This is a genomic window from Curtobacterium sp. BNK-1 (genome assembly GCF_048685235.1).
Taxonomy (GTDB): Bacteria; Pseudomonadota; Gammaproteobacteria; order Enterobacterales; family Enterobacteriaceae; genus Pantoea; species Pantoea agglomerans.
This window is the reverse complement of sequence record NZ_JBLQTJ010000001.1, coordinates 2,361,254-2,385,447: the sequence shown is the minus strand read 5'-3', so window position 1 is coordinate 2,385,447 and position 24,194 is coordinate 2,361,254. Positions and strand designations below refer to the sequence as shown.

Genomic DNA, 24,194 nt, shown 5'->3' with positions numbered 1-24,194 from the left:
TGCCGCTAGTTTATCGGTGAAATGAGTGGCGTCCAAAGGAGAAAGTCTGAAAAGTCGTCGACGCCATTTCTCTGGCATCAAAAGGCCGAAATCCCTATACTTAGCGCGAACACACCCTCTCCATTTCGGCCCGTCCGCTGCCCGCGTAATGTGTGACCAGTGGCAGGCTCCAGTTATCAGGTCTTAAAAAAGTATGACTGACAAGTCTCATCAGTGCGTGATTGTAGGCATTGCCGGCGCTTCCGCATCCGGTAAAAGTTTAATTGCCAGCACGCTCTATCGTGAAATCCGTGATCAGGTAGGTGGCGAGCACATCGGGGTCATCCCGGAAGATGCTTATTACAAAGATCAAAGTCACCTCACCATGGAAGAGAGGGTTAAAACCAATTATGACCATCCGAGCGCGATGGATCATGATTTGCTGTTGCAGCATCTGCAGGCGGTTAAAGCTGGTCAGGATATTGAGCTGCCGGTCTACAGCTACGTTGAGCACACCCGCACCCAGCAAACGCATCATCTGAGCGCAAAAAAGGTCATTATCCTTGAAGGCATTCTGCTGTTAACCGATGCCCGTCTGCGCCAGGAACTCAACTTCTCTATCTTCGTGGACACGCCGCTCGACATCTGTCTGATGCGTCGTATGAAACGTGACGTCAATGAGCGTGGCCGCTCAATGGATTCGGTAATGAGTCAGTATCAGAAGACCGTGCGTCCGATGTTCCTGCAGTTTATCGAGCCATCAAAACAGTACGCCGATATCATTGTGCCGCGCGGCGGAAAAAACCGTATCGCCATCGATATCCTCAAGGCGAAAATCAACCAGTTTTTTGAATAACGCACGTCCGTCCGGACGTGATGCAGACCGGCGGCAGGCACGCATGCCGGTTTGCTACACTAATGCCATGGAGTTACCGCAATGAGATTATGCGATCGCGATATTGAAGCCTGGCTGGACAATGGCAAACTGGCCATTGAGCCACGCCCGCCGGTCGAGCGCATTAACGGGGCCACCGTCGATGTGCGTCTGGGTAATCAGTTCCGCACCTTCAGCGGTCATACCGCGGCCTTTATCGATCTGAGCGGCCCGAAACAGGAAGTGAGCGCGGCACTGGATCGGGTCATGAGCGATGAGATCGTGTTGCCTGATGGCGAAGCCTTTTTCCTCCATCCGGGAGAGCTGGCGCTGGCGGTGACGCTGGAGTCCGTGACGCTGCCTGACGATCTGGTCGGCTGGCTGGATGGCCGTTCATCGCTGGCGCGACTTGGGTTAATGGTACACGTTACGGCTCACCGCATTGATCCTGGCTGGCAGGGCCGTATCGTGCTGGAGTTCTACAATTCAGGTAAACTGCCGCTGGCTCTGCGTCCCGGCATGTTGATCGGCGCGCTGAGTTTTGAACCGCTTTCAGGCCCGGCTGCGCGTCCCTACAACCGGCGTGAAGATGCGAAATATCGCGGTCAGCAGGGCGCTGATGCCAGCCGTATCGACAAAGACTGATCTGAGGATGTAATGAAAAGAGTGATAACCACGCTGGCCATCCTGTTAGTGGTGGTCGTAACGGGAATGAGCGCGCTGGTGCTGCTGGTCAATCCCAACGACTTTCGTGCCTATATGGTGCAGCAGGTCGAACAACGCAGTGGTTATCGCCTTGAGGTCAGCAGCGATCTGCGCTGGCACGTCTGGCCTCAGCTCAGCATCCTTGCCGGCCGGATGAGCCTTACCGCGCCGGGCGCCAGCCAGCCGATGGTCTCGGCGGAAAACATGCGGCTGGATGTTGATCTCTGGCCACTGTTATCCCATCAGCTCAGCGTCAGCCAGGTGATGCTGAAAAATGCGATAGTGCGGGTGACGCCAGATAGCCGCGCGCAGCGTGCCAGAAATGCGCCCCAGGGTCCGCGTGATGCGGAGCCGGCTTCGCCTTCCAGCGGCTGGTCATTTGATATCGCTAAACTGCGGGTAGCAGACAGTCTGTTGATCTGGCAGCAGCCAGGCGGCGACGAATATAATTTCCGCGACCTCAACATTAATATGGAACAGGACGCGAACAAGCTGGCGACCCTGTCGCTGAGCACTACGCTGATGCGCAACCAGCGCAACGCCACACTGAATCTCAAAGGCCAGCTGGATGCCGCGCAATATCCCCATCGCCTCAGCGGCCAGTTGCAGCAGCTTGATTACACGTTGTCCGGCGCCGATATTCCGGCACAGGGGATCAAAGGCTCGCTGAGCCTGCAGGGCGAGTGGGATGGTGACCGCCAGCAGCTCTCCTTCAGTAATCTGCAGCTCACCGCCAATGACAGCACCCTGACCGGGCAGGGCAGTGGCCATATTGCGCCACCGCAGCAGCTGGCGCTGGATCTGAAAGCCAGCAACCTTAACGTCGATAATTTACTCACCAGTGCGCCCGTCTCTGACTCGCCTGGCGTGCAGCACGCCACCGTGGCTCGTTCGCCGGTGATTGCTGAGCCGCAGGAACGCAGCAACGCCGACTCTCCGCTGAATGACCTGGATCTGGCGCTGAAGTTACAGGCTGACAATGCGGTATGGCGCGGACTCTCTCTGACCAGTCTTTCGGTGAACGCCAGCAATCAGCAGGGAGTGATGACGCTGAAGACGCTCAGCGGCAAGCTGGGCAATGGCAGCTTCTCCATTCCCGGCAGTATCGATATCCGTCAGCCAGAGACGCGGGTCAGCCTTAAACCCCAACTCCGGTTAATTGCAATTCAGCCGCTGCTTAAAGCGTTTGAACTGCCGGAAAGTGTGCAGGGGAACCTGAGTCTGGATGGCGACCTGTCGGGCGATACGCTGACGGTCGAAGCAGCCAAACGTCGCTGGCAGGGCAGGGCGACCATCAGCGCCAGCAACCTGAAGCTGGCAGAGCTGAATCTGCAGCAGATGGTGCAGCGTGCCGTGGCGCGGGTCAGCGATAAGGTCAGCAGCGATCAGGCGGTGGATGAGGGGATTGAGTCGATTAGCGCACAGGTGGCGCTGAATAAGGGCGTACTCAGCTTCAGCGATATCAATGGCAACGGACAGAATCTGGGCCTGCAGGGTGCGGGCAAAGTTGACATGGTGCAGCAACAGCTGGATATGACCCTGGGGCTGAAAATCAGCGGCTGGCGTGGCGATGATGCGCTGGTGAAGGCGCTCTCCAGTCAGCCGGTTCCGCTGCGCATGTATGGTAGCTGGGACAGCCTGCAATACTCTCTGCCGGTGGATGACGTTCTGCGTAACCGGCTGCAGAGTGAGGCGAAATCACGGCTGAATCAGTGGATCGATCGCCAGAAAGAGGGCGAGAACAAAGAGAACCTGAAGAAAATCATGCGCCCGTAGCGGGCGCATTCCCTTCTGCCAGCTAACCACTCAGACCTCGTAACTGATATCGGGCTGCAGCAGGATCTCGACTTTCTGCACCCGATGATTTTCGACCTGCAGCGTTCGCAGCAGATAGTCACCCAGTTGCAACACTTCGCCTTCCTGAGGGATGTGTTGCAGCTTATCCATCAGTAATCCCGCCAGCGTATGATAGTCACCCTGCTCATCGAGCGGCAATTTCACATAGAGCGCCAGATCTTCCAGCGGCATATGACCGTTAGCAATCCAGTGACCTTCATCCTGAATCTGAATATCGTAGCGAGCATCGATTTCACCCGCCTCATTCGGCAGATTGCCGGCGATGGTCTCCATTACATCGCTCAGCGTCACCACGCCTTCCACCGAACCAAACTCATCAACCACAAAGGCGAAGTGAGTATGGGCCTGACGAAACTGTTCAAGCGCCTGCAGCACCGTCAGCCGCTCAGGAAAGACCAGCGGCTGTCGAATCAGGGCGCGTAAATCCAGGGAATTGTGGTGCAGTGACTGATGCAGCAGATCGATAACGTGAACCACGCCCAGCGGTTCGCTGGAGTGATCCGTTATCAGTATTCGCGTGTGCTGATTGCGGTCGAGGCGCGACATAATCTCTGCCGGATCATCACTGAGATCGATATGTTCGACGTCGTGGCGCGAGGTCATGATGCTGTTAATGTGGCGCTGACCCATGCCCAGTACGCGGGCAATCATCACCCGTTCCTGCCGGTTAAACAGCATGCTGTCATCGCTGTCAGCAATCAGTGACGAGGTTTTCGCATCCAGCTCCGCCGGTTCTGCCGCGCCGCGCAGCAGCCGTAACACCGCTTCCGCCGTGCGCTGGCGTAGCGGACGACCGGCCGACAGCACCCGACGACGATTAAAGTGCGCCAGCTGGTTCAGTGCCTCAATCACCACCGAGAAGCCGATTGCCGCATAGAGGTAGCCTTTGGGGATCACAAAGCCAAAGCCTTCTGCCACCAGGCTGAAGCCGATCATCAGCAGAAAGCTTAAGCAGAGGATCACAATCGTGGGATGGTTGTTCACGAAGCGGGTTAACGGCTTGCTGGCGAGCAGCATCAGCAGAATGGCGATGGTGACCGCAATCATCATGACCGGTAAGTCATTAACCATGCCGACGGCAGTAATCACCGCATCCAGCGAGAAGATGGCATCCAGCACCACGATTTGCGCCACCACCGGCCAGAATTTAGCGCCGCCTTTTTGTTGACCGGACGCCTCATCACCCCCTTCAAGACGCTCATTCAACTCTGTGGTGGCTTTAAATAGCAGGAAAATCCCGCCTGTCAGCAACAGTAAATCGCGCGCACTGAAGGGGTGGCCCATAAGCGTAATCCAGGGTTCTTTCAGCGTAACCAGCCAGGAAAGCGATGCCAGCAGCAATAATCGGCACAATAACGCCAGCAGCAGTCCAATCACGCGCGCGCGGTCGCGAAGCGGTCCTGGAAGCTTCTCAACCAGGATGGCGATGAAGATCAGATTGTCGATGCCTAAAACCAGTTCCAGAACGATTAGCGTTACTAATCCCGCCCATAGCGAGGGATCTGCAATTACCTCCAGCATGCGTTGTTCACCTGAATGTCTTAAATTGAGTTTTCTCTGATGATAGTGGAGTGCGAAGCCACGTACAAATGGCAGGGCAGGGGGCATGTTCTCAGATAACCGCGCTATATCGTGCAAAATATGAACATAATAGTGTGACGCTTTGATTAACTTCACAGGGCGCAGTAGAGATAATTCTTAGTCATTGGCTGACAGGAAAGAGATATTCACCTGCCGGGCTTATGCGATTTATCTCATCGGGAGTATGGCATTAATCCGAATTGTGAAGAAAGGATTGCACTGCCCGTCAGGCCTCAATACTAATTGCTGGTAGTCTTTTTCCTAAAATAGTCCAGGGATGGCGGGACCTGCTTGTAAACAAGCCAGTAATAACTAGTATAGCAACAAGTTAGCAAACTCTGCCCCAGAGTCGTAATCTGCGTACCTATTCGACATTAATCGCAATGTCACGAATGAGTAATTCGCCTGTGAACGTCTGTATGATGCGTTGCGGTAACGCTAACACATTACGGGGAGCATTATGAATGATGACAGCGATATTGGCAGCGACAGCCAAGGGCGGTAGCGTGCCCGAATCGCGTTTTTGTTGATAAAGTGAGCAGCGCTGGCGGTGGTTAAGTCAGAGTAATCTGTTGGTATTCATCACGATATTATTGGTTTCATGGTTAAGATCATTGGCGTAAACGCCGCAGGAGCTCCCCTTAGAAACGGCTCACTCTGGAGAGGTTTCGTCGCTTAATGATTAAACAGGCGATAGCCGTTGCGGGTTTAAGGAAATAAAATAAAGAGTTAAATATGCGCGATACAGAATTTACGTTTAAAAGTCTTATTACCAAATTAATGCTGGCATGTTCAGACTTAATTTGTTTCAACGCAGCGTTCTTTTTGGCGATGATGCTAATTAATTTGCAGTCAGATTCGCCGCTGGCAGATATTTCTGAAAAAGAAATGAATTTAAAAATTGCCACACACATTTGTCTGTCGGTAATTTGTATTGGCTGGTTCTGGGTAAGGCTGCGTCACTACACTTACCGCAAACCTTTCTGGTTCGAATTAAAAGAAGTTTTTCGTACCATTCTTATATTTTCTGTTATCGACCTGTCGATTACCGCCCTGTCGCAGTGGCAGATGTCGCGTTTCGTCTGGTTATTGACCTGGATCCTGGCGCTGATTTTAATTCCGACCTGCCGCGCGCTTTCTAAACGTCTGCTGAATAAAAATGGCTTGTGGAAAAAACAGACCATTATTATCGGCAGCAGCAAAAATGCGCATGAAGCCTGGCAGGCGCTGCAAAGCGAAGAGGTCATGGGTTTTGACGTTATCGCCTTCTATGACGTTGATGGAACCTGTCCGCAGGAGATCATGAACGGCGTGCCGGTGCTGCGCGACGAGCAGGAGCTCTGGAGCCTCACCAACAGCGAAACGCAGTTTATCGTTGCCGTTGAGTATGAGCAGAGTCAGTACCGTGATGTCTGGCTTAAATCGCTGGCGATGCACAACTGCCGTTCAGTGTCAGTGATCCCAACCCTGCGTGGTGTACCGCTCTACGGTACCGACATGGCCTATATCTTCAGCCATGAAGTGATGATCCTGCGGGTTCAGAACAACCTGGCTAAACGCACGTCGCGCTTCCTGAAGCGGGCATTCGATATCGTGGGTGCGCTCTCGATTATCCTGATGCTGATGCCAGCGCTGCTGGTACTGGGCTTCCTGGTGGGTCGTGACGGTGGACCACCGATTTATGGTCACGAGCGTGTGGGAATGAATGGCCGTAAATTCAAATGCCTGAAATTCCGCTCGATGGTCATTAATTCAAAAGAAGTGCTGGAAGAGGTGCTGCGCACTGATCCGATTGCCCGTGCGGAATGGGATAAAGATTTTAAACTCAAAAATGATCCACGTATTACTAAAGTGGGCCACTTCATCCGTAAAACAAGCCTCGATGAGCTCCCTCAGCTCTGGAACGTGGTGCGCGGTGATATGAGTCTGGTCGGACCGCGTCCGGTCATTGAAGATGAACTCTGTCGTTATGCCGGTGATGTTGATTATTACCTGATGGCAAAGCCAGGCATGACGGGATTGTGGCAGGTCAGCGGTCGTAATGATGTTGACTATGAAACCCGCGTCTATTTCGACTCGTGGTACGTGAAAAACTGGTCACTGTGGAACGACATCGCGATTCTGTTTAAAACAGTGGGCGTGGTGTTGAAACGCGATGGTGCCTATTAATCGTGAGTCGGAATGAGCGCGTTAATGCGCGCTCAGAGGTGTTTTGCCGTTGTCAGGCGTGTCGTTGATAGTGGCCATCATCAGGGATATCGCTGTGCATCCATAGTCCGCTATGATGCGTGGCGTTCAGGGTACACCCTGGTAGATGGCCGCTACTTATAACAAGTGGAGCAAGGATAATGAACGACAGGTTCAGTGCTTAAGTCAGGTAGGATTTACTTTTTGTTGGACGCTTACACAGCGGCGGTTTCGCCTCTATCAATAAATAACTGATAGCGAAGATCTAAATGATTACAATCAAAATGAAATTGATACCCTTGCTGGTATCCGCCACATTCCTTAGCGGGTGTACGATCGAACCAGGTTCTCACCTTTCTACATCAGGAAAAGATGTTGTTGAACAGCAGGATAGCAACTTTGACATCGATAAATATGTCAACGTCTTCCCGTTAACGCCTTCACTGGTTGAAAGGATGCGTCCGAAGCCACTGGTGGCTCAGACGAATCCTGCCCTGCAGAACGAAATTCAGAACTACGAATACCGTATCGGTGTGGGCGATGTCCTGACCGTAACGGTCTGGGACCACCCGGAACTGACCACCCCAGCGGGTCAGTACCGTAGCGCCAGCGATACCGGTAACTGGGTGCATTCTGACGGCACCATTTTCTATCCCTACATCGGTCGTGTGCGTGTAGCGGGCCGTACCGTCGGCGAAGTGCGTGACGAAGTGTCACGTCGTCTGGCTCAGTACATTGAAAGCCCACAGGTTGATGTCAGCATCGCCTCGTTCAAATCACAGAAAACCTATGTGACGGGTTCAGTGACCACTTCTGGTCAGCAGCCCATCACCAACGTTCCGTTGACGGTGCTGGATGCGATCAACGCCGCTGGCGGCCTGGCCGCTGATGCTGACTGGCGCAACGTGGTGCTGACGCACAACGGTCGTGAACAGCGCATCTCTCTGCAGGCACTGATGCAGAATGGTGACCTGAGCCAGAACCACCTCCTCTATCCAGGCGATATTCTTTACGTTCCGCGTAACGATGATCTGAAAATCTTCGTGATGGGTGAAGTGAAGCAGCAGACCACCCTGAAAATGGACCGTAGCGGCATGACGCTGGCGGAAGCACTGGGCAATGCGGCCGGGATGGATCAAACCACCTCTGACGCCACCGGTGTATTCGTTATCCGTCCACTGCACGGCACCGATCGCAACAAGATTGCCAACATCTATCAGTTGAACACCAAAGATGCGGCATCCATGGTGATGGGAACCGATTTCCAGCTCCAGCCTTACGACATCGTTTATGTCACCTCTACGCCGCTGACGCGCTGGAACCGTGTGATTGGGCAGTTGATACCGACCATCGCAGGTATCAACGATGCAACACAGGCCGCATCGCGTATCCGTACCTGGGGTAATTAAGGTCCCGTCATGATTAAGTCCGTGTTAGTCGTTTGCGTCGGCAACATCTGCCGCTCTCCTACCGGAGAGCGCCTGTTTAAACGTGCGCTGCCTGATTTAGACGTTCGCTCTGCCGGCCTGGGGGCGCTGGTCGGCCACCCGGCCGACAAGACGGCGTCTGAAGTCGCTGCTGCGCAGGGTCTGTCGCTGGAAGGACATGAGGCGCAACAGTTGACGGCAGAGATGTGCCGCAACGTTGACCTGATTCTGGTGATGGAAAAGCGACATATTGAACAGGTGAATCGCATCGACCCGGCCGCGCGTGGCAAAACCATGCTGCTTGGGCACTGGCTCAATCAGAAAGAAATTGCGGATCCGTACAGAAAAAGCCGTGAGGCCTTTGAAGAGATTTACGGATTACTGGAAAACGCTACCCAGAAGTGGGTGAACGTATTAAGCCGATAGTTGGGATTATCCATGAATATAAAAAATAAGGTCAGAACCGCGCCGGGAGAGGATTCGAATGGATGGGATCTGGCGCATCTTGTGGGACAGCTAATTGATCATCGCTGGATCATTGTTGCCGTTACCGCTTTTTTCATGCTGGCGGGAACACTCTACACACTGTTTGCAACACCCATTTATAGCGCAGATGCGTTAGTTCAGGTTGAGCAGAAGAATGCCAGCACCGTTCTGAACGAAATTGACAGCATTCTGCCACCGACACCAGCCTCTGATACGGAAATCGAGATTCTGGAATCCCGTATGGTCATCGGCAAAACCGTTGACGATCTGGGTCTGGATACCGTCGTTGAGCAGAACTATTTCCCGGTTATCGGTAAAGGTCTGTCGCGCCTGATGGGCAACAAACCCGCCAGTATCGCGATTTCGCGCCTGGAAATCCCACGCACTATCGACAAACGTAACGTTGAACTGGAAGTGACCGGTCCGGATAGCTACACCGTCTCAAAAGATGGCGATGAGCTGTTCAAAGGTAAAGTCGGCCAGCTGGAGTCGCACGGCGACATCAGCATGCTGGTCAGCGAGATTCACGCTGATGAAGGCACCAGCTTCACCGTGACCAAGCTGAATAACCTGCAGGCGATCCGTTCAGTGCTCTCTAACCTGACCGTGGCAGACAAAGGTAAAGATACCGGCGTGCTGGGTCTGGAGTATCTGGGTGAAGATCCAGAGCAGATCAGCAAAGTGCTGAACCAGATTGTGAATAACTATCTGTTACAGAACGTTGAGCGCAAGTCAGCGCAGGCAGAGAAAAGCCTGGAGTTCTTACGCACTCAGCTGCCTGCCGTGCGCAGCAAGCTGGATGAAGCGGAAGACAAGCTGAACACCTTCCGTCGTCAGAACGAATCTGTTGACCTGTCACTGGAAGCGAAATCCGCTCTGGACTCCTCTGTCAGCGTGCAGAGTCAGCTGAACGAACTGACCTTCCGTGAAGCCGAAGTCTCTCAGCTGTTTACCAAAGATCACCCGACGTATCGCGCGCTGCTTGAAAAACGCAAAACGCTGGAAGGTGAGCAGGCTCAGCTGAACAAGAAAATTGCTGGCATGCCGCAGACTCAGCAGGAAATCCTGCGTCTGACCCGTGACGTTCAGTCTGGTCAGGAGATCTACATGCAGCTGCTGAACCGTCAGCAGGAGCTGGGTATCAGTAAAGCGAGCACCGTGGGTGATGTCCGCATCATCGATGGCGCGCAGACCGCTAACTCGCCTGTTGCACCGAAGAAGCTGCTGATCATCGCCGCGAGCCTGATTTTCGGTCTGTTCGTGTCAGTGGGTCTGGTTCTGCTGAAAGCGCTGCTGCATCACGGCATCGAGAACCCGGATCAGCTGGAAGAGCTGGGCATGAATGTCTATGCCAGCGTTCCACTGTCAGACTGGCAGCGTAAGAAGGATACCGAAGCCCTGGCGCGTCGTGGCAGCAAGGTGAAAACCGATCCGCACGAAACGCTGCTGGCGCTGGGTAACCCGACTGACCTCTCCATCGAAGCTATTCGTAGCCTGCGTACCAGCCTGCACTTCGCGATGATGGAAGCGAAAAACAATATCCTGATGATCACCGGTGCCAGCCCGGGTATTGGTAAAACCTTTATCTGTGCCAACCTGGCGACCCTGGTCGCGAAAGCGGGTCAGCGTGTTCTGTTTATCGATGGCGACATGCGTCGTGGTTATACCCACGAACTGCTGGGCGCAGATAACAAATCAGGTCTGTCCAACGTGCTGTCCGGTAAAACTGAGTTCAGCCCGGCGCTGATTCAGCAGGGCGTGTACGGTTTCGACTTCCTGCCACGTGGTCAGGTTCCGCCGAACCCGTCTGAGCTGCTGATGCATCGTCGCATGGGTGAGCTGCTGGAGTGGGCGAGCAAGAACTACGACCTGGTGTTAATCGATACGCCGCCAATCCTGGCCGTCACCGATGCCTCTATCATCGGTAAGCTGGCCGGCACCTCACTGATGGTGGCGCGTTTCGAAGCCAACACCACCAAAGAAGTGGACGTCAGCTTCAAACGCTTTGCCCAGAACGGTATTGAGATTAAAGGTGTGATCCTCAACGCCGTGGTGCGTAAAGCCGCTAATGCGTATGGCTATGGGTATGACTACTACGCCTATGACTACGGCAAGACGAACAAAAGCTGATCATTGAGCAATAAAACAGGGGGCGGTCTGACCGCCCCTTTTTATCGTCCCTTTGAATGACGACACGCATCAATTTACACAGGTTATTCTGTCCAAACCCACAAAAGCGATACATCTATAAATCGCATGGCGAGCGTCACTCAACAGAATTCATCACCAGCAGGCATCGCCCGCACGCAATTTGTGACCGTGCAATCAGACTCGCTGTAAAGCCAGTCGGTAAGGCGAAGCGTGATTATTGCTGGCATGAGAACTTGTGGAATTAAGGAATCACACCATGGCTCCATATTGGTATGTATCAGGCTTTTTACTGCTGCTTTCGCTGTTTGAAATAGCGCTAAAAAAAGACGAACGCACAAATTATATTCTGACCTGGCTACTCTGTTTTGCCGCCGTGACTTTGATTATTTTCGGGGGAATACGCGGTCTTGGTACCGGCATGGATGACTTTCAGTACCGGAGCTTCTTCGAAGACTTTGTAAGACGTATTGAGATTAATGGCTTCTTTAATACCGTTGCGTTTTTCCGTTACGAACCGCTGATTTTTGCGATGGCCTGGCTCACCAGCCTGTTTTCGCACAATGCCAGCATCTTCCTGTTTGTCTTCTGCGCCATTGCCGTTTCCATCAATACCTGGTTTTTCAGGAAGATGTCTCCGTATCCGGTGCTGGCGCTGGTGCTCTATTCGGCGCACATCTTTATCAACAAAGACATTAACCAGATTCGCTTTGGCCTGAGTTCTGCGCTGTTCCTTGGCGTTCTCTGGTCGATCTATCTCAAGCGCTACTGGTGGGCATTTGCCTTCTTTATTCTGTCGTTCACGAGCCATAACACCGGCGTCATGGTGGTGACGCTTGTGCCGTTCCTGTTTATCCGGGACTGGCGCTGGTGGCCGGTCATTATCATCGTTGCCAGTCTGCCGCTATCGGTTGTGGGCGGCTCGGGCTTTATTGCCCTGATTGCCGGTCATCTGGGATCGCTGGGAGAGAGGGCATCGGGCTATAACAATGACCCCTCCTATGCAATGGGTGGCAGCATCCTGGCCGTATCGAACCTGAAAAACATCATGCTGGTGTTTGTCTTCTTCTATTTCATGCTGACCGATAAGCTGAAGCGCGAGAATTACGCCCAGTATCGCCTTAACTATCTGCTGATTTTAAGTTTTGCCATCGGCGGAGCGATCAGGATCTTCCTGTATAACTTCCCGTCAGGTTCGCGCCTGTCCAACTATCTGCAGCAGGTTGAGCCGATCATCCTGACCTCGCTGATTTATCAGGCAAGGCGATCCTGGAAGCCAGCGCTGTATGCCATGCTGGTGTTCTTCCTGCTCTATTACCTCTACTACAACACCATTTCAACCAAACAGGCCGTTACCGGTTATGAAGTGGCGCGGGAGTTTTGGCTGATCCACTAATCAATCTGACGACCGCCTCTGGATGACGAGTTTCACCCAGGGGCGGTCGTCGGTCAGAACACAGGTTTTTCATCGACCGTTGTCGAATGAACTGTTTATTTTTGAACTACTTTAATGAGGTGCTGGCAATGAAGGACATTCGTTTCTCCATCGTAATTCCGGCTTATAACGCGTCAGAATCGATTGTCACGACGCTGGATTGCGTTAAAGCACAAACGTATCGCAATTTCGAAGTCATCATCGTTGATGATAAATCTGCGGATGCCGCCGCGCTGGCGGATGTGGTGCGCAGCGAACGCTACCGGGATCTCGATATCAATCTGGTGCTCTCCGAGGTCAAACTCAACGGAGCCGGTGCACGTAACAAAGGCATTGAGCTGGCGACCGGTGACTACGTCAGCTTCCTTGACGCCGATGATGAGTGGGCGGCGGACAAACTGCAGCAGGTGAGCGAAAAAATTGCTCAGCTGGACGCGCAGGGCAGAAAGAATTTCGTCATTTTCAGCCAGGTGAATATCTATCAGGATGGCACGTTCCTGAAAGTGATGCCGATGCAGCCGCCAGGCAAAAATGAAACGGTCGCGGAGTATCTGTTCGGCTGCTACGGCTTTATCCAGACCAGCACCATTGTGCTGAAGCGGGAAGACGCGGCGAAAATTCAGTTCGATACCCGCTACATCCGTCATCAGGACTATGATTTCTGCATACGTGCCGACCGCATGGGCTATGACTTTGTGATGATCGCTGCACCGCTGGCGAACTACCACCTGGTCACTAAGTTTGGCTCGAAACACAAAGGCGAATCGGTGAACTACTCGATGTTCTGGCTCGATAGCATGAAGCCGCATCTGACCCCGCGTGATATCCACACCTACAAAGCTTTTAAGCTGCCGCTGCGCTACAAGATGGATGGTAAGTCGCTGATGGCGAGCCTGAGCTTCGCGCGCTACTTCTTCCTCACCAACAAAGACAACCGTGCTTATTTCATGAACCGGGTTAAAGACAAGGTCAGAGCACGTTTCGGCGGTGAGAAAGCGATCTCCTGACGCGCGCCGCGCCTCGCTCTGCTCCTGATGCCAGGAGCGACTCTTTTTACGATTAATTCAGGGTTGAAGATGAATACTTCTGTTGGAACCGTTGGCATTGTCATGCCTATGTATAATGCACGTCAGACGGTGTTACGCGCGGTGCAATCGGTTATCAATCAGCACTATACCGACTGGCATCTCTATCTGGTCAACGATAAATCGACCGATGACTCGCTGGAATTTGTGCGTGAGCATTGTCAGGATCCGCGCATTACCATTCTGGATAACGCGGTCAACATGGGCGCAGCAGAAACCCGTAACGTCGGGCTGCGCGCGGCCACTGAAGAGATTATCGCCTTTCTCGACAGCGACGATGAGTGGCATGCGGATAAGCTGACCCAGCAGGTCGCTGCCATCGCGGCCGGTGATGATTTTGTGATTACCGAATATCACTATAAAACCCGCAAGGCTGAGCACGACATTACCTACGGCAAACCTTACCTGCAGCAGGAAAACTTTGTGAAGAAGCAGTATCGCGTCTGCTTCTCCTCCGTCTGTTTCCGCCGCCCGCCGCAGGGGCTTTTCTTCCAGCGCAAAGGCCACGAAGATTTCCTGTTTTTGTATGAATTATTCACCCGCTATAAGCAGGCACGCGTAATTCAGACGATTCTGGTCAACTATTACGAATTAGGCGATTCCCTTTCCCGTAATAAGAACAAAGCGGCCCAGTGGCACCTTGAATTATTAAGAATTATCTATAAAAACAATCCTTTAAAAATCTATTACTATTACGCCTGGTATATGGTGAATGGTGTGCTGTTTACCCTTAAGCATCGTTAAGCCTGTCGGCAGGATTGTCTTTAAAATTTGAGGTGGATAGCGTTTCATGAAAAAAATTGTCCTGGTGATCAAAGATGCTTATTCGTATGCGGGCACCGAGAACATCTGTAACTTCATGTCAGAGTGTCTTGGCGAGACCCATGAAGTCACCATCTACTCGCTGGAAGGCAGTGGAAAAACCTTTTACCCGTTTGAGCACGTCAAACAGATCGTCAGCTTTGAAGGGCAGAGCAATCCGATCAAAAGCGCGGTTGCCCGGATTCACGAAGAGGGTTTCGATACCGTCTTCCTGATCAGCATGGGTCGCCTGAGCGTGATGTTCGCTTTCTGGAATCTGCTGGCGATGAAGAAGAAGCGGGGCAAAGCCTACGCCTGCGAACACATCGCCATTAACTCCTTCAGCAAACCGATTAAGTTCCTCAAGTTTCTGCTGCTGCGCTACTACGACCGCGTGATTGTTCTGACCGACAAAGATCATCAGGTGTTCAGCCGCTGGCGCATTCCCAGCAAGCAAATCCCCAACCCGGTGGTTTACAAAGACTATCAGCGCCAGACCCGTCATCGCCAGGCGCTGGCCGTAGGCCGTCTGGATAACCAGAAGGGCTTTGACCTGATGCTGGATATCTGGCGCGACTTCGCCCGCAGCCATCCTGACTGGACGCTGGTGATTGCCGGTGACGGTGAACTGCGTCAGCAACTGCATGACCAGGCGGCGGTGCTGGGCATCACCGACAGCGTGAAGTTTGTCGGTAAGGTCAGCAATATCAACGACTACTATCGCGACAGCGATATGGCGCTGATGACCTCGCGCTATGAAGGATTGCCACTGGTGCTGCTGGAAGCAAAATCCTGGTCACTGCCGGTAGTGGCATATGACTGCCCGACCGGTCCACAGGAGATCATCAATCACGGTGAAGATGGTTTCCTGGTTCCGATGAACGACAAAGCCACGTTTCTGGCCCGAATGGAGCAGCTCGCCAGCGATGACGCGCTGTTCTATGCCATGAGCGAAAAAACGAAACAGACCGCGCTGAAATTCGACGGTAATCAGATTAAGCAAAGCTGGCTGTCACTGGTTTAACCGGAGCTGGAAAAGCTCACTTGCGACGTGCCTCAGGGACACCGCCATGGCCAATGGCCTTATTGACTACGGGAATTGATGCATGAAAAGAAGAGAAGTTTTACAGACCGCCGCCTCCGCTCTGGTGGGGGCTCTCTCCGTGAGCACCTTTTCCAGCTACGCTGCAAAAAGTAACGGTATCGCCCTGAAGCCGGTTGATGCCACTGACGTACCTAAAAGCGACGTGCCAATTCTGACCCCGGAAAATGTCTACGCCATGCCGCCGCAGTTCTGGCAGGGCTTTGAAGGCAAACTCTGGATTGGTAAAGCAGGTGCAGATGCCAGCAAACCGGGCAACCAGATCCCGGTCTTCCTGCGTGATGCCAGCGGCAAAGTGTCGGAGATTGCTCAGCCTATCGCGCTGAACAAAGGTAACTTTGCCCAGTTTATTCAGGACAATGCTGCGCTGATTGCCAATCCGTCGCATTCGATGGCAGTCGAGGACAGCAGCGGTCAGACGCTGTTCAACATCGCAGATGTCAGCCGTCCGGGCGCTGCAGATTTCAGCCAGCGTCTGGCACAGCCAGCGGGTTATCAGCTGATTGGTGAGATCCCGTCCGTAGCGGAGTTACGCAAAACCCGTCCGCTGTTTGAAGGGGCCAAGGTTAAGCTGAAAAGCTGGCATGAAGGACGGGAAGTCGGCGGCGGCGAGTTTGTCGGCAGCTTCCAGCCCGCTCAGAATGATGGCGGCGTAAACTTTGCCGGTGAGGGCTTTTCCTGGCGTCGCGTGGTAGACGATTTTAACCGCCTGACCCTGTTTGATTTCGGTGCGATTGCCGACGGCAAAACCGATACGGCGCCCGCCATTATGGCGATGTTCCAGTGGTCACAGCAGGCTAACCAGCAGATCTGCGTCCAGTTCCCGGCCGGGACCTTTATGGTCTCAGCCTGTAACCTTGGCGATAAGTATCTCAACTTCTTCCGCATGTCCGGTGCGATGGTAAACTTCGGCTACTTCCCGGCGACCACGATTGTCTCGGATGGTAAGTCAGAGTTCGTCTTTGAGATGAATGCCCGTCGGGTTGAGCTTTCCAACCTGAACTTTAACGGCAACAGCGATAAAAGCCCCAACAAGCAGGGCTTTTTCCATAATAACTGCCCTGGCGGACAATATTTCCGTGGTGCCTGCCTGCGCTTTAACGCAGTCGGCGGCACCGCCATCAGCCTGCAGGATACTCTGGATTGTAAAATCGACCAGTGGTACGCCTCACGCTGTAGCGGCGATGTGATCAAATCGGGCTGGTCAGGTCAGAAGCAGGGCAAATGGGACCACAGCACCGCGATTGAGCTGTCGAACTTTAATGCGCAGTACTGTCGTGGTGGCAAAGTCCTCAACCTGCCGCGCTGCGGCCAGTCGATTATCCATAACGGCTGGATTGAGCATTGTGATAACCCGGGCGATCTCTCCAACGGTCAGTGGATTGTCGATGCGCTGAGCCTGGAAGATTGTAAGAATCCGCTGATCGCGCATAACACGCGCCTGAATATGCGCCAGACCAGCCTGCAGTCGGGCAGCTGGATCGACAACTCCATGCAGGGCGACCGTCTGCTCAGCATCTGGGAGATGGGATCGACCCGCGTGGAGTCCTATGGCGTCGCGCTGGATGGCAGCCTGAAGTACAACTACATCACCTCGCGCTGGCGTTTAGAGAACAACACGAATCAGGAAACCTGGTTTGATCTCGGCAGCCTCTACTCCCCGACCGTGGGTGATTCGTGGGAGATCGAAATTTTTGGTCAGTCGCAGTTCAGCAACGGCAGTGGCGATAAGCCGCTGATGGACCTGATCGGTGACAAGACCACCGGTGGCCGCGCGATGATCCACGTACAGCGCAAAAAAGATCGCTCTGAAGCGAGCTGGTCGGCCGAAGGCAGCAGCCCGATTGTCGATGTGCGCTATGTGGCTGAGCATGACACCGATGTCCGCATCTTCGTCAAACTGGCGGGCTGGACGCCGTCGGTGGCCGTGCTGGTGAAAACCACCGGTAAAGATCGCTTTGTCACCGGTCGCTGTGCGCGCGTTAACGCGAAGATGGAGAAGGGCAATCCTCCGGCGGGCGACGCGACTAAACTCGCGCCGCAGCGCTTCAGCCTGCACAACGGCAAAGCGGGCGTGGGCGCTAATGAGCAGGGCGACCTGCTGATGGCTTCCCGTCCGCTCTCCGCCGATCAGGTCGATACCAGCAAGCCAGAAGGTTTTGTTTCCGTCGTGATCAACGGCAAACAGGTCGCACTGCCTTACTTCGCAATCAAGTCGTAACACCTTGCATCACGGCCGCCACAATGGAGGCGGCCGGTTTTAACAGGAGCACTACCTTTGGGTGCGTTATCCCGTAAAGCATTACTTTAAACAGAGTTCATTTTGCCCATTGCGGATCTGGGCGGCTTACAGAATTAAAAAAATTCATTCGGAGTTGTTATGAAAATTTTATTGGTGGGTAACCATACGTGTGGAAATCGCGGGGATGGCGCGATTCTTCGTGGACTGATTGATTCAATGAAGTCTGCACGCAGTGATTTAGAAATTGATGTTATAAGCCGTTATCCAACCAGCTCCGGTTATCTGCTTCAGCAGGATATTAAGCAGGATGCGCTGTATCTGCACAACAGCAAATCAGGCAAAGGTCTGGTCGGTTCGTTCAAGCGTAAAGTCGCGAACCGCCTGATGCCTGATATCATGATGGCGCATCTGGGCAAGGGCGGGATCTTTAAGTCGTTCGCTGTACCCCCGCACCTGAAGGCGTTTACTGACAGCCTGGCAAAATATGATGCGATTATTCAGGTTGGCGGATCGTTCTTCGTTGACCTCTATGGTGTGACCCAGTTTGACCATGCCCTCTGTGCGCTGATGGCGAAAAAGCCGATCTACCTGATCGGTCACTCGGTGGGGCCGTTCCAGAACCCGCGCGTCAATGCGCTGGCAAACTTTGTCTTTGATCGGGTCGACAGCCTGGTGCTGCGTGAATCGGTCAGTCTTGACCTGATGAAGCGCGATGGCGTGACCAGTTCTAAAGTCGCGTCTGGCGTTGATACCGCTTTCCTGGTGCGGGCACGCGAAGTCGAAAATCCGAGCCATAACCTGCTCTACTGGCAGGGCATTATCGATGGCCGTAAAACCATCGCGATCACCGTGCGTGAACTGGCACCGTTTGATAAACGTCTGGGTGTGACGCAGAAAGAGTATGAAGCGGCATTTGGCCGGGTGATCAACGCCATGATTGCTGAAGGCTATCAGGTTGTGGCGTTCTCAACCTGTACCGGCATCGACAGCTATGCCAAAGATGACCGCATGGTTGCACTGACCCTGCGTGACCACGTGACGCAGCCTGAACATTACCATGTCATTATGGATGAGTTTAATGACCTGGAACTGGGCATCCTGCTGAATCATTGCCATCTGACCATTGGTACCCGCCTGCACTCGGCGATTATCTCCATGAACTTTGGCACCCCGGCTGTGGCGATCAACTACGAGCACAAGTCGATGGGTGTGATGAACCAGCTTGGTCTGCCGCAGATGGCAACCGATGTGAAAAGCCTGATGGATGGCTCGCTAATCGACAAGGTGAAAACTGTGCTTGCCGATTACGACAACATCAAGCTTAAGGTCGACACGGCCGTTGCGAATGAAAGGGAAATTGGCAACCGGATCACTGAAGAGATTCTCAAAGTATTAGGGTAATGTGATGAAACTGACTTTTTTCACCATGCGTTTCCCGGTTGCCTCTGAGACATTCGTATTAAATCAGGTAACCCACTTTATTGATGCCGGTTACGAGGTGGAGATTATTTCAGTCTTTCCCGGCGATTTAGTGAACCGGCATGCCGCTTTTGATGAGTATGGTCTGGCGGCGAAGACGCATTATCTGCTGCCGGAAGAGAAGATCTCGATTGTCGATAAGCTGAACCAGCGCATCAAGCTGGTGCTGCCAAAAGTGACGAAGCCGTCGCTGCTGCGTTCGCTGAATGTGCGCCGGTATGGCGCGCAGTCCAGCAAACTGCTGCTGCCGTCGATTGTGGCGAATGCAAAGCAGACCTTCACCGCAGATGTGTTCCTGGTGCATTTCGGCTATGCCGGTGCGCTGGCGAACAAGCTGCGTGAGCTGGGCGTGCTCAAGGGTAAACAGGCGACCGTGTTTCACGGCGCCGATATTTCCCGTCGTCACATTCTGGAAGAGCACAAACTCGACTATGTGAATCTGTTCCGCCAGAGTGAGCTGATGCTGCCTATCAGCAATCTGTGGAAGAACAAGCTGATTGAGATGGGCTGCCCGCCGGAAAAAATTCACGTTACGCGTATGGGCATTGAGCCGGAAAAGTTTAACTTCCAGCCGCGCCAGGCGTTTCAGACGCCGCTGCGTATCGTTTCGGTGGCACGTCTGACCGAGAAGAAAGGGCTGGATGTGGCGGTCAAAGCCAGCGCCATCCTGAAGCAGCGTGGCGGTCAGTTTCAGTACACCATTATCGGTAACGGCGATCAGGATGAGATGATGCGTGATTTCATCGCCCGCGAGGGGATGGAAGATTGCGTCAGCATGCCGGGCTTTAAACCGCAGGAGGAGATCCGTCGCGCGCTGAGTGAGGCTGACATCTTCCTGCTGCCCTCCAAAACCGCCGCAGATGGCGATATGGAAGGTATTCCGGTTGCATTGATGGAGGCGATGGCGGTCGGCCTGCCGGTGGTCTCAACCTTCCACAGCGGCATTCCGGAGCTGATCGAAAACAACGTATCTGGCTGGCTGGTGGAAGAGGACGATCCTGAGGCGCTGGCGGAGACGCTGCTGAAGCTCTCTCAGGGTGAAGTGGATGTGGCGCCCGTGGTCGCGGCCGCCCGTCACAAAGTTGAGACTGAATTTAATCAGCATATCGCCTACGGCGAACTGGCACAGATTCTGGAGCGACTGGTGTGAGTGGATTTAAGTCACAGGCGATTTGGCTGTTCGGCAGCACCTGCTTCTCGGCAGTGCTGCAGGTTGCACAGCTAAGCTTTCTCGCCCGCAAACTGGAAACCCACGAGCTGGGTCTGTTAGCCATCATCAACGCCATCCTGGCGGTGGCGGGTGTGCTGCAGGATATGGGGATGAGCAGTTATCTGGTGCATCGCCAGAACATTACCCGTCGTGAGCAGAGCACTATCTACTGGGTGAACGTCTCACTCAGCTTGTGTACTGGCCTGATCATGCTGCTGATCGCCTTCCCGGTCTCCTGGTTCTATCACCTGCCGGAGCTGGTGGGTCTGATCATGCTGACCAGCCTCAACTTCCTTGTGCTGGGGCATCTGTCGCAGTATCAGGCGCACTACATCAAAACCAAGCGGATGGTTTCGCTGGCGAAGATTGAGATGGGCACCAAGCTGTTTGCCTTCCTCTGTGTGGTGGCGATGCTGGAGTTCACCTCGCTCACCGTAGCGGCGGCGATTCTTGGTCTGTTTATCAACGCCTTTACCCGCATCCTCTGCATGATTGCGCTGGGTGAGAAGTCGTGGCGTCCGACCTGGGAGTTCGATAAAGCGACTTTTATTGGCGCGATTCGCTACGGCAGTTATCAGCTCGGCTCGCAGACCATTAACCAGCTGCGAACCCAGGCCGATGCGCTGGTGGTCGGTAAAGTGATGGGCGCCGAGATGCTGGGTGTCTACTCGCTGGCGAAAGAGCTGGTGCTGCAACCGCTGAAGCTGGTGACGCCGGTGATTAACCGTCTGGCACTGCCGCGCTTTGCAGAGAAGCAGCACGATGCCGAGCAGTTGAAGAAGCTGTTCCTCAAAGGCACGCTGGGGATCATGCTGTTCAGCAGCGCGATGTACCTGGTGATTGGCATCTTCTCGCCGGTTATCGTTCGTGTGCTCTACGGCGCATCCCACGAGCAGGTCTATCACCTGATTCCGCTGATGCTGCTGTTTGGTATGCTGCGGCCGATGGGCGGACTGACCGGAGCGATTTCCCAGGCCAACGGACGCACCAACGTTGAGTTCTACTGGAACATCGTGGCGAGTATTGTGGTTCTGGCGGTGCTGGCAACCACCTTTATCTGGCCGAACGTGCTCTATGTGGCGCTGACGCTTTCCATCTCGCAGATTCTGATCTCGGCACTGGCTCATCCGTTCTTTATCAAGCCGGTGATTGGCATTCGGTTTATCCCTTATGCCCGACAGTGGGTGGCGGTGTCGGTGGTATTTGTCGGCATAATGCTGCTGGTCAATCACTTTAATCTGTTTGTGATGCCAGAGTGGTTTGAAGGCTGGTTGTAATCACAATTGCGTTATATCAACGGGCGGCCTCAGGGTCGCCCGTTTTCATTTATGGCTGGTCTCAGCCGTGCGGCGACCAGGGGTTGAAATAACAGAGGCGATATTCGATTACTGATTGTCTTTATTCAGTTTATGCCGTTGCTGGCAATGGGCAAAATGCCGAATTTCCAAGTTATGACAGAGAGTTACTGTCCGATTTTCAGATAAAGATTATACTTGCTCTTCCGGCCGATCCTGCATAATCGACCCACATCTTCATTTTATTAAACGGAATAAATATGACCAAGCTTAAAGCAGTAATCCCGGTTGCGGGCCTCGGTATGCATATGCTCCCTGCGACTAAAGCCATTCCGAAAGAGATGCTGCCTGTCGTCGACAAACCGATGATCCAGTACATCATTGACGAGTGTGTTGCCGCGGGTATTAAAGAGATTGTGCTGGTCACGCATGCATCGAAAAATGCCGTAGAAAACCATTTCGACACCACCTATGAACTCGAAGCGCTGCTTGAAGCGCGCGTGAAGCGTCAGCTGCTGAGCGAAGTGCAGTCTATCTGCCCGCCAGGCGTAACCATCATGAACGTGCGCCAGGCGCAGCCGCTGGGTCTGGGCCACTCGATTCTCTGTGCCCGTCCGATGATCGGTGATAATCCGTTCGTGGTCGTGCTGCCTGACGTCCTGCTGGATGATTCTACCGCTGACCACATGCGTTACAACCTCGCAGCAATGGTTGCCCGTTTTGAAGAGACCGGCCACAGCCAGGTCCTGGCGCAGCATATGCCCGCGTCCAATCTCACTGAGTACTCGGTAATCACCACTGCAGAGCCGATTGATCACCCTGGCGACATCAGCACCATTACCGATTTCGTTGAGAAGCCTGAAGATACCGCCGGACTGAACTCTGACCTGGCTGCGGTAGGCCGCTATGTCCTTTCTGCTGATATCTGGGCGGAACTGGAGCGCACTGAGCCAGGCGCGTGGGGCCGTATCCAGCTGACCGATGCCATCGCCAGCCTGAGCAAACATAAAACCGTTGATGTTTCGCTGCTGACCGGTCACAGTTTTGACTGCGGTCGTAAGCTCGGTTACATGCAGGCGTTTGTCTCTTACGGCCTGCGCAGCAACGCGCAGGGTCGCGATTTCCGCGAAGCTATCCAGACCATCCTCGCAAAACAACAGTAATTTATTTGCCGCGTCCTGCGCGGCAGATTGAAAGGAGCTCACATGGCAATTTTAGTCACGGGCGGAGCAGGGTATATCGGCTCCCATACGGTACTGGCGCTGTTGCAGCGCGGTGATGATGTTGTGGTTCTGGATAACCTCTGCAATGCCTCACGCGAAGCGATTAACCGCGTTGAGAAACTGGCAGGCAAAAAAGCGACCTTCGTTGAAGGCGATATCCGTGATCGCGCCTGTCTGCGTGACCTGTTTGCATCCAACAGCATTTCAGCCGTAATCCACTTTGCTGCACTTAAAGCGGTTGGTGAATCCACGCGTATGCCGCTGGAGTACTACGAGAACAACGTCGCGGGCACCGTGGTGCTGCTGGAAGAGATGCGTGATGCCGGCGTCTGGAACTTCATCTTCAGTTCATCAGCAACAGTTTATGGCGCAGATGCCCCGGTTCCTTACGTTGAGACCACCCCGATTGGCGGCACCACCAGTCCATACGGCACCTCTAAGCTGATGACCGAATTCGTGATGCGCGACTTCGCCAAAGCGGAGCCGAAGTTCAAGGCGATTGCGCTGCGTTACTTCAATCCGGTTGGCGCGCATGAGTCAGGCGAAATCGGTGAAGATCCGGCGGGCATCCCAAACAACCTGCTGCCGTACATTGCACAGGTTGCGATTGGCCGTCTGGAGAAGCTGGGCGTGTTTGGCGGTGATTACGATACGCCAGACGGCACCTGTCTGCGTGACTACATCCATGTCGTTGACCTGGCGGAAGGGCATCTGAAAGCACTGGATTATCTGAGCAAAGTTGAGGGCTACACCGCCTTTAACCTGGGCGGCGGCAAAGGCTTCTCGGTGCTGGAGATGATCAAAGCGTTTGAGAAGGCGTCCGGCAAGGCGATCCCGTTTGAGATCAAGCCACGTCGCGATGGCGACCTGCCTGCGTTCTGGGCCGATGCGTCACTGGCAAACACCACGCTCGACTGGCGCGTGACGCGCGGCATCGATGAGATGATGCGCGATACGTGGAACTGGCAGAGCAAGAACCCGGATGGGTTCAGGTAGTTGAAAAAATAGTTAAAAAAGCCTGTCTCTGGACAGGCTTTTTTGCGTTATGAATCAAAGAAATCTACAGACTTTGAACTAC

General features: G+C 53.7%; 18 protein-coding genes. 17 read left to right on the top strand and 1 reads right to left on the bottom strand.

From position 1 onward, the window contains the following. The first annotated feature begins 193 nt into the window (after positions 1-193). The 3 genes from udk (at position 194) to asmA (ending at position 3,334) form a co-directional block, all read left to right on the top strand. Complete coding sequence (gene udk / locus ACMGGP_RS11375) at positions 194-835, top strand: uridine kinase (protein ID WP_010670982.1); 642 nt, start codon at positions 194-196, stop codon at positions 833-835. Between the two features lie 81 nt (positions 836-916). After that, the gene (dcd, locus tag ACMGGP_RS11370; RefSeq protein ID WP_004571280.1) at positions 917-1,498 is read left to right on the top strand and encodes a dCTP deaminase; all 582 of its coding nucleotides are present in this window, start codon (positions 917-919) and stop codon (positions 1,496-1,498) included. A 12-nt stretch (positions 1,499-1,510) separates the two neighbouring features. Further along, complete coding sequence (gene asmA / locus ACMGGP_RS11365; protein WP_498798451.1) at positions 1,511-3,334, top strand: outer membrane assembly protein AsmA; 1,824 nt, start codon at positions 1,511-1,513, stop codon at positions 3,332-3,334. 30 nt (positions 3,335-3,364) lie between these two features. On the opposite strand, the gene ACMGGP_RS11360 is transcribed toward asmA, so the two are convergent. Beyond that, positions 3,365-4,936, bottom strand: a complete 1,572-nt coding sequence (locus ACMGGP_RS11360; RefSeq protein ID WP_010670979.1) for a TerC family protein — start codon at positions 4,934-4,936, stop codon at positions 3,365-3,367. A gap of 795 nt (positions 4,937-5,731) precedes the next feature. Here ACMGGP_RS11360 and wbaP point away from each other — a divergent pair. From wbaP to galE, 14 genes are all read left to right on the top strand, one after another. Then, positions 5,732-7,165 (top strand): undecaprenyl-phosphate galactose phosphotransferase WbaP, encoded by a 1,434-nt coding sequence (gene wbaP / locus ACMGGP_RS11355; protein ID WP_010248148.1) that lies wholly within the window; start codon positions 5,732-5,734, stop codon positions 7,163-7,165. 302 nt (positions 7,166-7,467) lie between these two features. Then, positions 7,468-8,592 carry a polysaccharide export protein gene (locus ACMGGP_RS11350; RefSeq protein ID WP_498798450.1) on the top strand — a complete coding sequence of 375 codons (1,125 nt, stop codon included), beginning with the start codon at positions 7,468-7,470 and terminating at the stop codon, positions 8,590-8,592. A 9-nt stretch (positions 8,593-8,601) separates the two neighbouring features. Next, entirely contained in the window at positions 8,602-9,036 is a 435-nt protein-coding gene (locus ACMGGP_RS11345) for an arsenate reductase/protein-tyrosine-phosphatase family protein (protein ID WP_010248142.1), read from the top strand. 12 nt (positions 9,037-9,048) lie between these two features. Next, positions 9,049-11,226, top strand: coding sequence for a tyrosine-protein kinase Wzc (wzc, locus tag ACMGGP_RS11340; protein WP_010248139.1), 2,178 nt, complete (start codon positions 9,049-9,051; stop codon positions 11,224-11,226). A 277-nt stretch (positions 11,227-11,503) separates the two neighbouring features. Beyond that, positions 11,504-12,640, top strand: a complete 1,137-nt coding sequence (locus ACMGGP_RS11335; protein ID WP_010248137.1) for an EpsG family protein — start codon at positions 11,504-11,506, stop codon at positions 12,638-12,640. A 128-nt stretch (positions 12,641-12,768) separates the two neighbouring features. Continuing rightward, a complete protein-coding gene (locus tag ACMGGP_RS11330) occupies positions 12,769-13,686 on the top strand; it encodes a glycosyltransferase family 2 protein (RefSeq protein WP_498798449.1) in 918 nt (305 codons plus the stop codon). 69 nt (positions 13,687-13,755) lie between these two features. Continuing rightward, the gene (locus ACMGGP_RS11325) at positions 13,756-14,508 is read left to right on the top strand and encodes a glycosyltransferase family 2 protein (RefSeq protein ID WP_010670978.1); all 753 of its coding nucleotides are present in this window, start codon (positions 13,756-13,758) and stop codon (positions 14,506-14,508) included. 46 nt (positions 14,509-14,554) lie between these two features. Continuing rightward, positions 14,555-15,589, top strand: a complete 1,035-nt coding sequence (locus ACMGGP_RS11320) for a glycosyltransferase (RefSeq protein ID WP_010670977.1) — start codon at positions 14,555-14,557, stop codon at positions 15,587-15,589. A gap of 82 nt (positions 15,590-15,671) precedes the next feature. Next, entirely contained in the window at positions 15,672-17,888 is a 2,217-nt protein-coding gene (locus tag ACMGGP_RS11315; protein WP_498798448.1) for a phage tailspike protein, read from the top strand. A 159-nt stretch (positions 17,889-18,047) separates the two neighbouring features. After that, positions 18,048-19,310, top strand: a complete 1,263-nt coding sequence (gene wcaK / locus ACMGGP_RS11310) for a colanic acid biosynthesis pyruvyl transferase WcaK (RefSeq protein WP_010248124.1) — start codon at positions 18,048-18,050, stop codon at positions 19,308-19,310. Positions 19,311-19,314: 4 nt separating this feature from the next. Next, positions 19,315-20,538 carry a glycosyltransferase gene (locus ACMGGP_RS11305; RefSeq protein WP_010248122.1) on the top strand — a complete coding sequence of 408 codons (1,224 nt, stop codon included), beginning with the start codon at positions 19,315-19,317 and terminating at the stop codon, positions 20,536-20,538. Then, entirely contained in the window at positions 20,535-21,875 is a 1,341-nt protein-coding gene (locus ACMGGP_RS11300) for a lipopolysaccharide biosynthesis protein (protein ID WP_010248120.1), read from the top strand. Before ACMGGP_RS11305 ends, ACMGGP_RS11300 begins: the two co-directional genes overlap by 4 nt. A gap of 278 nt (positions 21,876-22,153) precedes the next feature. Next, entirely contained in the window at positions 22,154-23,056 is a 903-nt protein-coding gene (gene galF / locus ACMGGP_RS11295; RefSeq protein ID WP_010248118.1) for a UTP--glucose-1-phosphate uridylyltransferase GalF, read from the top strand. A 42-nt stretch (positions 23,057-23,098) separates the two neighbouring features. Then, positions 23,099-24,112, top strand: a complete 1,014-nt coding sequence (galE, locus tag ACMGGP_RS11290; protein ID WP_010670976.1) for a UDP-glucose 4-epimerase GalE — start codon at positions 23,099-23,101, stop codon at positions 24,110-24,112. The last annotated feature ends 82 nt before the right edge of the window (positions 24,113-24,194 follow it).

Excerpts from the sequence above, each read along its gene's own strand:
- galE (WP_010670976.1), top strand. The coding sequence starts at position 23,099 with ATGGCAATTTTAGTCACGGGCGGAGCAGGGTATATCGGCTCCCATACG.
- ACMGGP_RS11360 (WP_010670979.1), bottom strand. The coding sequence starts at position 4,936 with ATGCTGGAGGTAATTGCAGATCCCTCGCTATGGGCGGGATTAGTAACG.
- wbaP (WP_010248148.1), top strand. The coding sequence starts at position 5,732 with ATGCGCGATACAGAATTTACGTTTAAAAGTCTTATTACCAAATTAATG.
- ACMGGP_RS11330 (WP_498798449.1), top strand. The coding sequence starts at position 12,769 with ATGAAGGACATTCGTTTCTCCATCGTAATTCCGGCTTATAACGCGTCA.
- ACMGGP_RS11305 (WP_010248122.1), top strand. The coding sequence starts at position 19,315 with ATGAAACTGACTTTTTTCACCATGCGTTTCCCGGTTGCCTCTGAGACA.
- wzc (WP_010248139.1), top strand. The coding sequence starts at position 9,049 with ATGAATATAAAAAATAAGGTCAGAACCGCGCCGGGAGAGGATTCGAAT.
- dcd (WP_004571280.1), top strand. The coding sequence starts at position 917 with ATGAGATTATGCGATCGCGATATTGAAGCCTGGCTGGACAATGGCAAA.
- wcaK (WP_010248124.1), top strand. The coding sequence starts at position 18,048 with ATGAAAATTTTATTGGTGGGTAACCATACGTGTGGAAATCGCGGGGAT.
- ACMGGP_RS11315 (WP_498798448.1), top strand. The coding sequence starts at position 15,672 with ATGAAAAGAAGAGAAGTTTTACAGACCGCCGCCTCCGCTCTGGTGGGG.
- ACMGGP_RS11345 (WP_010248142.1), top strand. The coding sequence starts at position 8,602 with ATGATTAAGTCCGTGTTAGTCGTTTGCGTCGGCAACATCTGCCGCTCT.
- ACMGGP_RS11325 (WP_010670978.1), top strand. The coding sequence starts at position 13,756 with ATGAATACTTCTGTTGGAACCGTTGGCATTGTCATGCCTATGTATAAT.
- ACMGGP_RS11350 (WP_498798450.1), top strand. The coding sequence starts at position 7,468 with ATGAAATTGATACCCTTGCTGGTATCCGCCACATTCCTTAGCGGGTGT.
- asmA (WP_498798451.1), top strand. The coding sequence starts at position 1,511 with ATGAAAAGAGTGATAACCACGCTGGCCATCCTGTTAGTGGTGGTCGTA.
- ACMGGP_RS11335 (WP_010248137.1), top strand. The coding sequence starts at position 11,504 with ATGGCTCCATATTGGTATGTATCAGGCTTTTTACTGCTGCTTTCGCTG.
- galF (WP_010248118.1), top strand. The coding sequence starts at position 22,154 with ATGACCAAGCTTAAAGCAGTAATCCCGGTTGCGGGCCTCGGTATGCAT.
- ACMGGP_RS11320 (WP_010670977.1), top strand. The coding sequence starts at position 14,555 with ATGAAAAAAATTGTCCTGGTGATCAAAGATGCTTATTCGTATGCGGGC.
- udk (WP_010670982.1), top strand. The coding sequence starts at position 194 with ATGACTGACAAGTCTCATCAGTGCGTGATTGTAGGCATTGCCGGCGCT.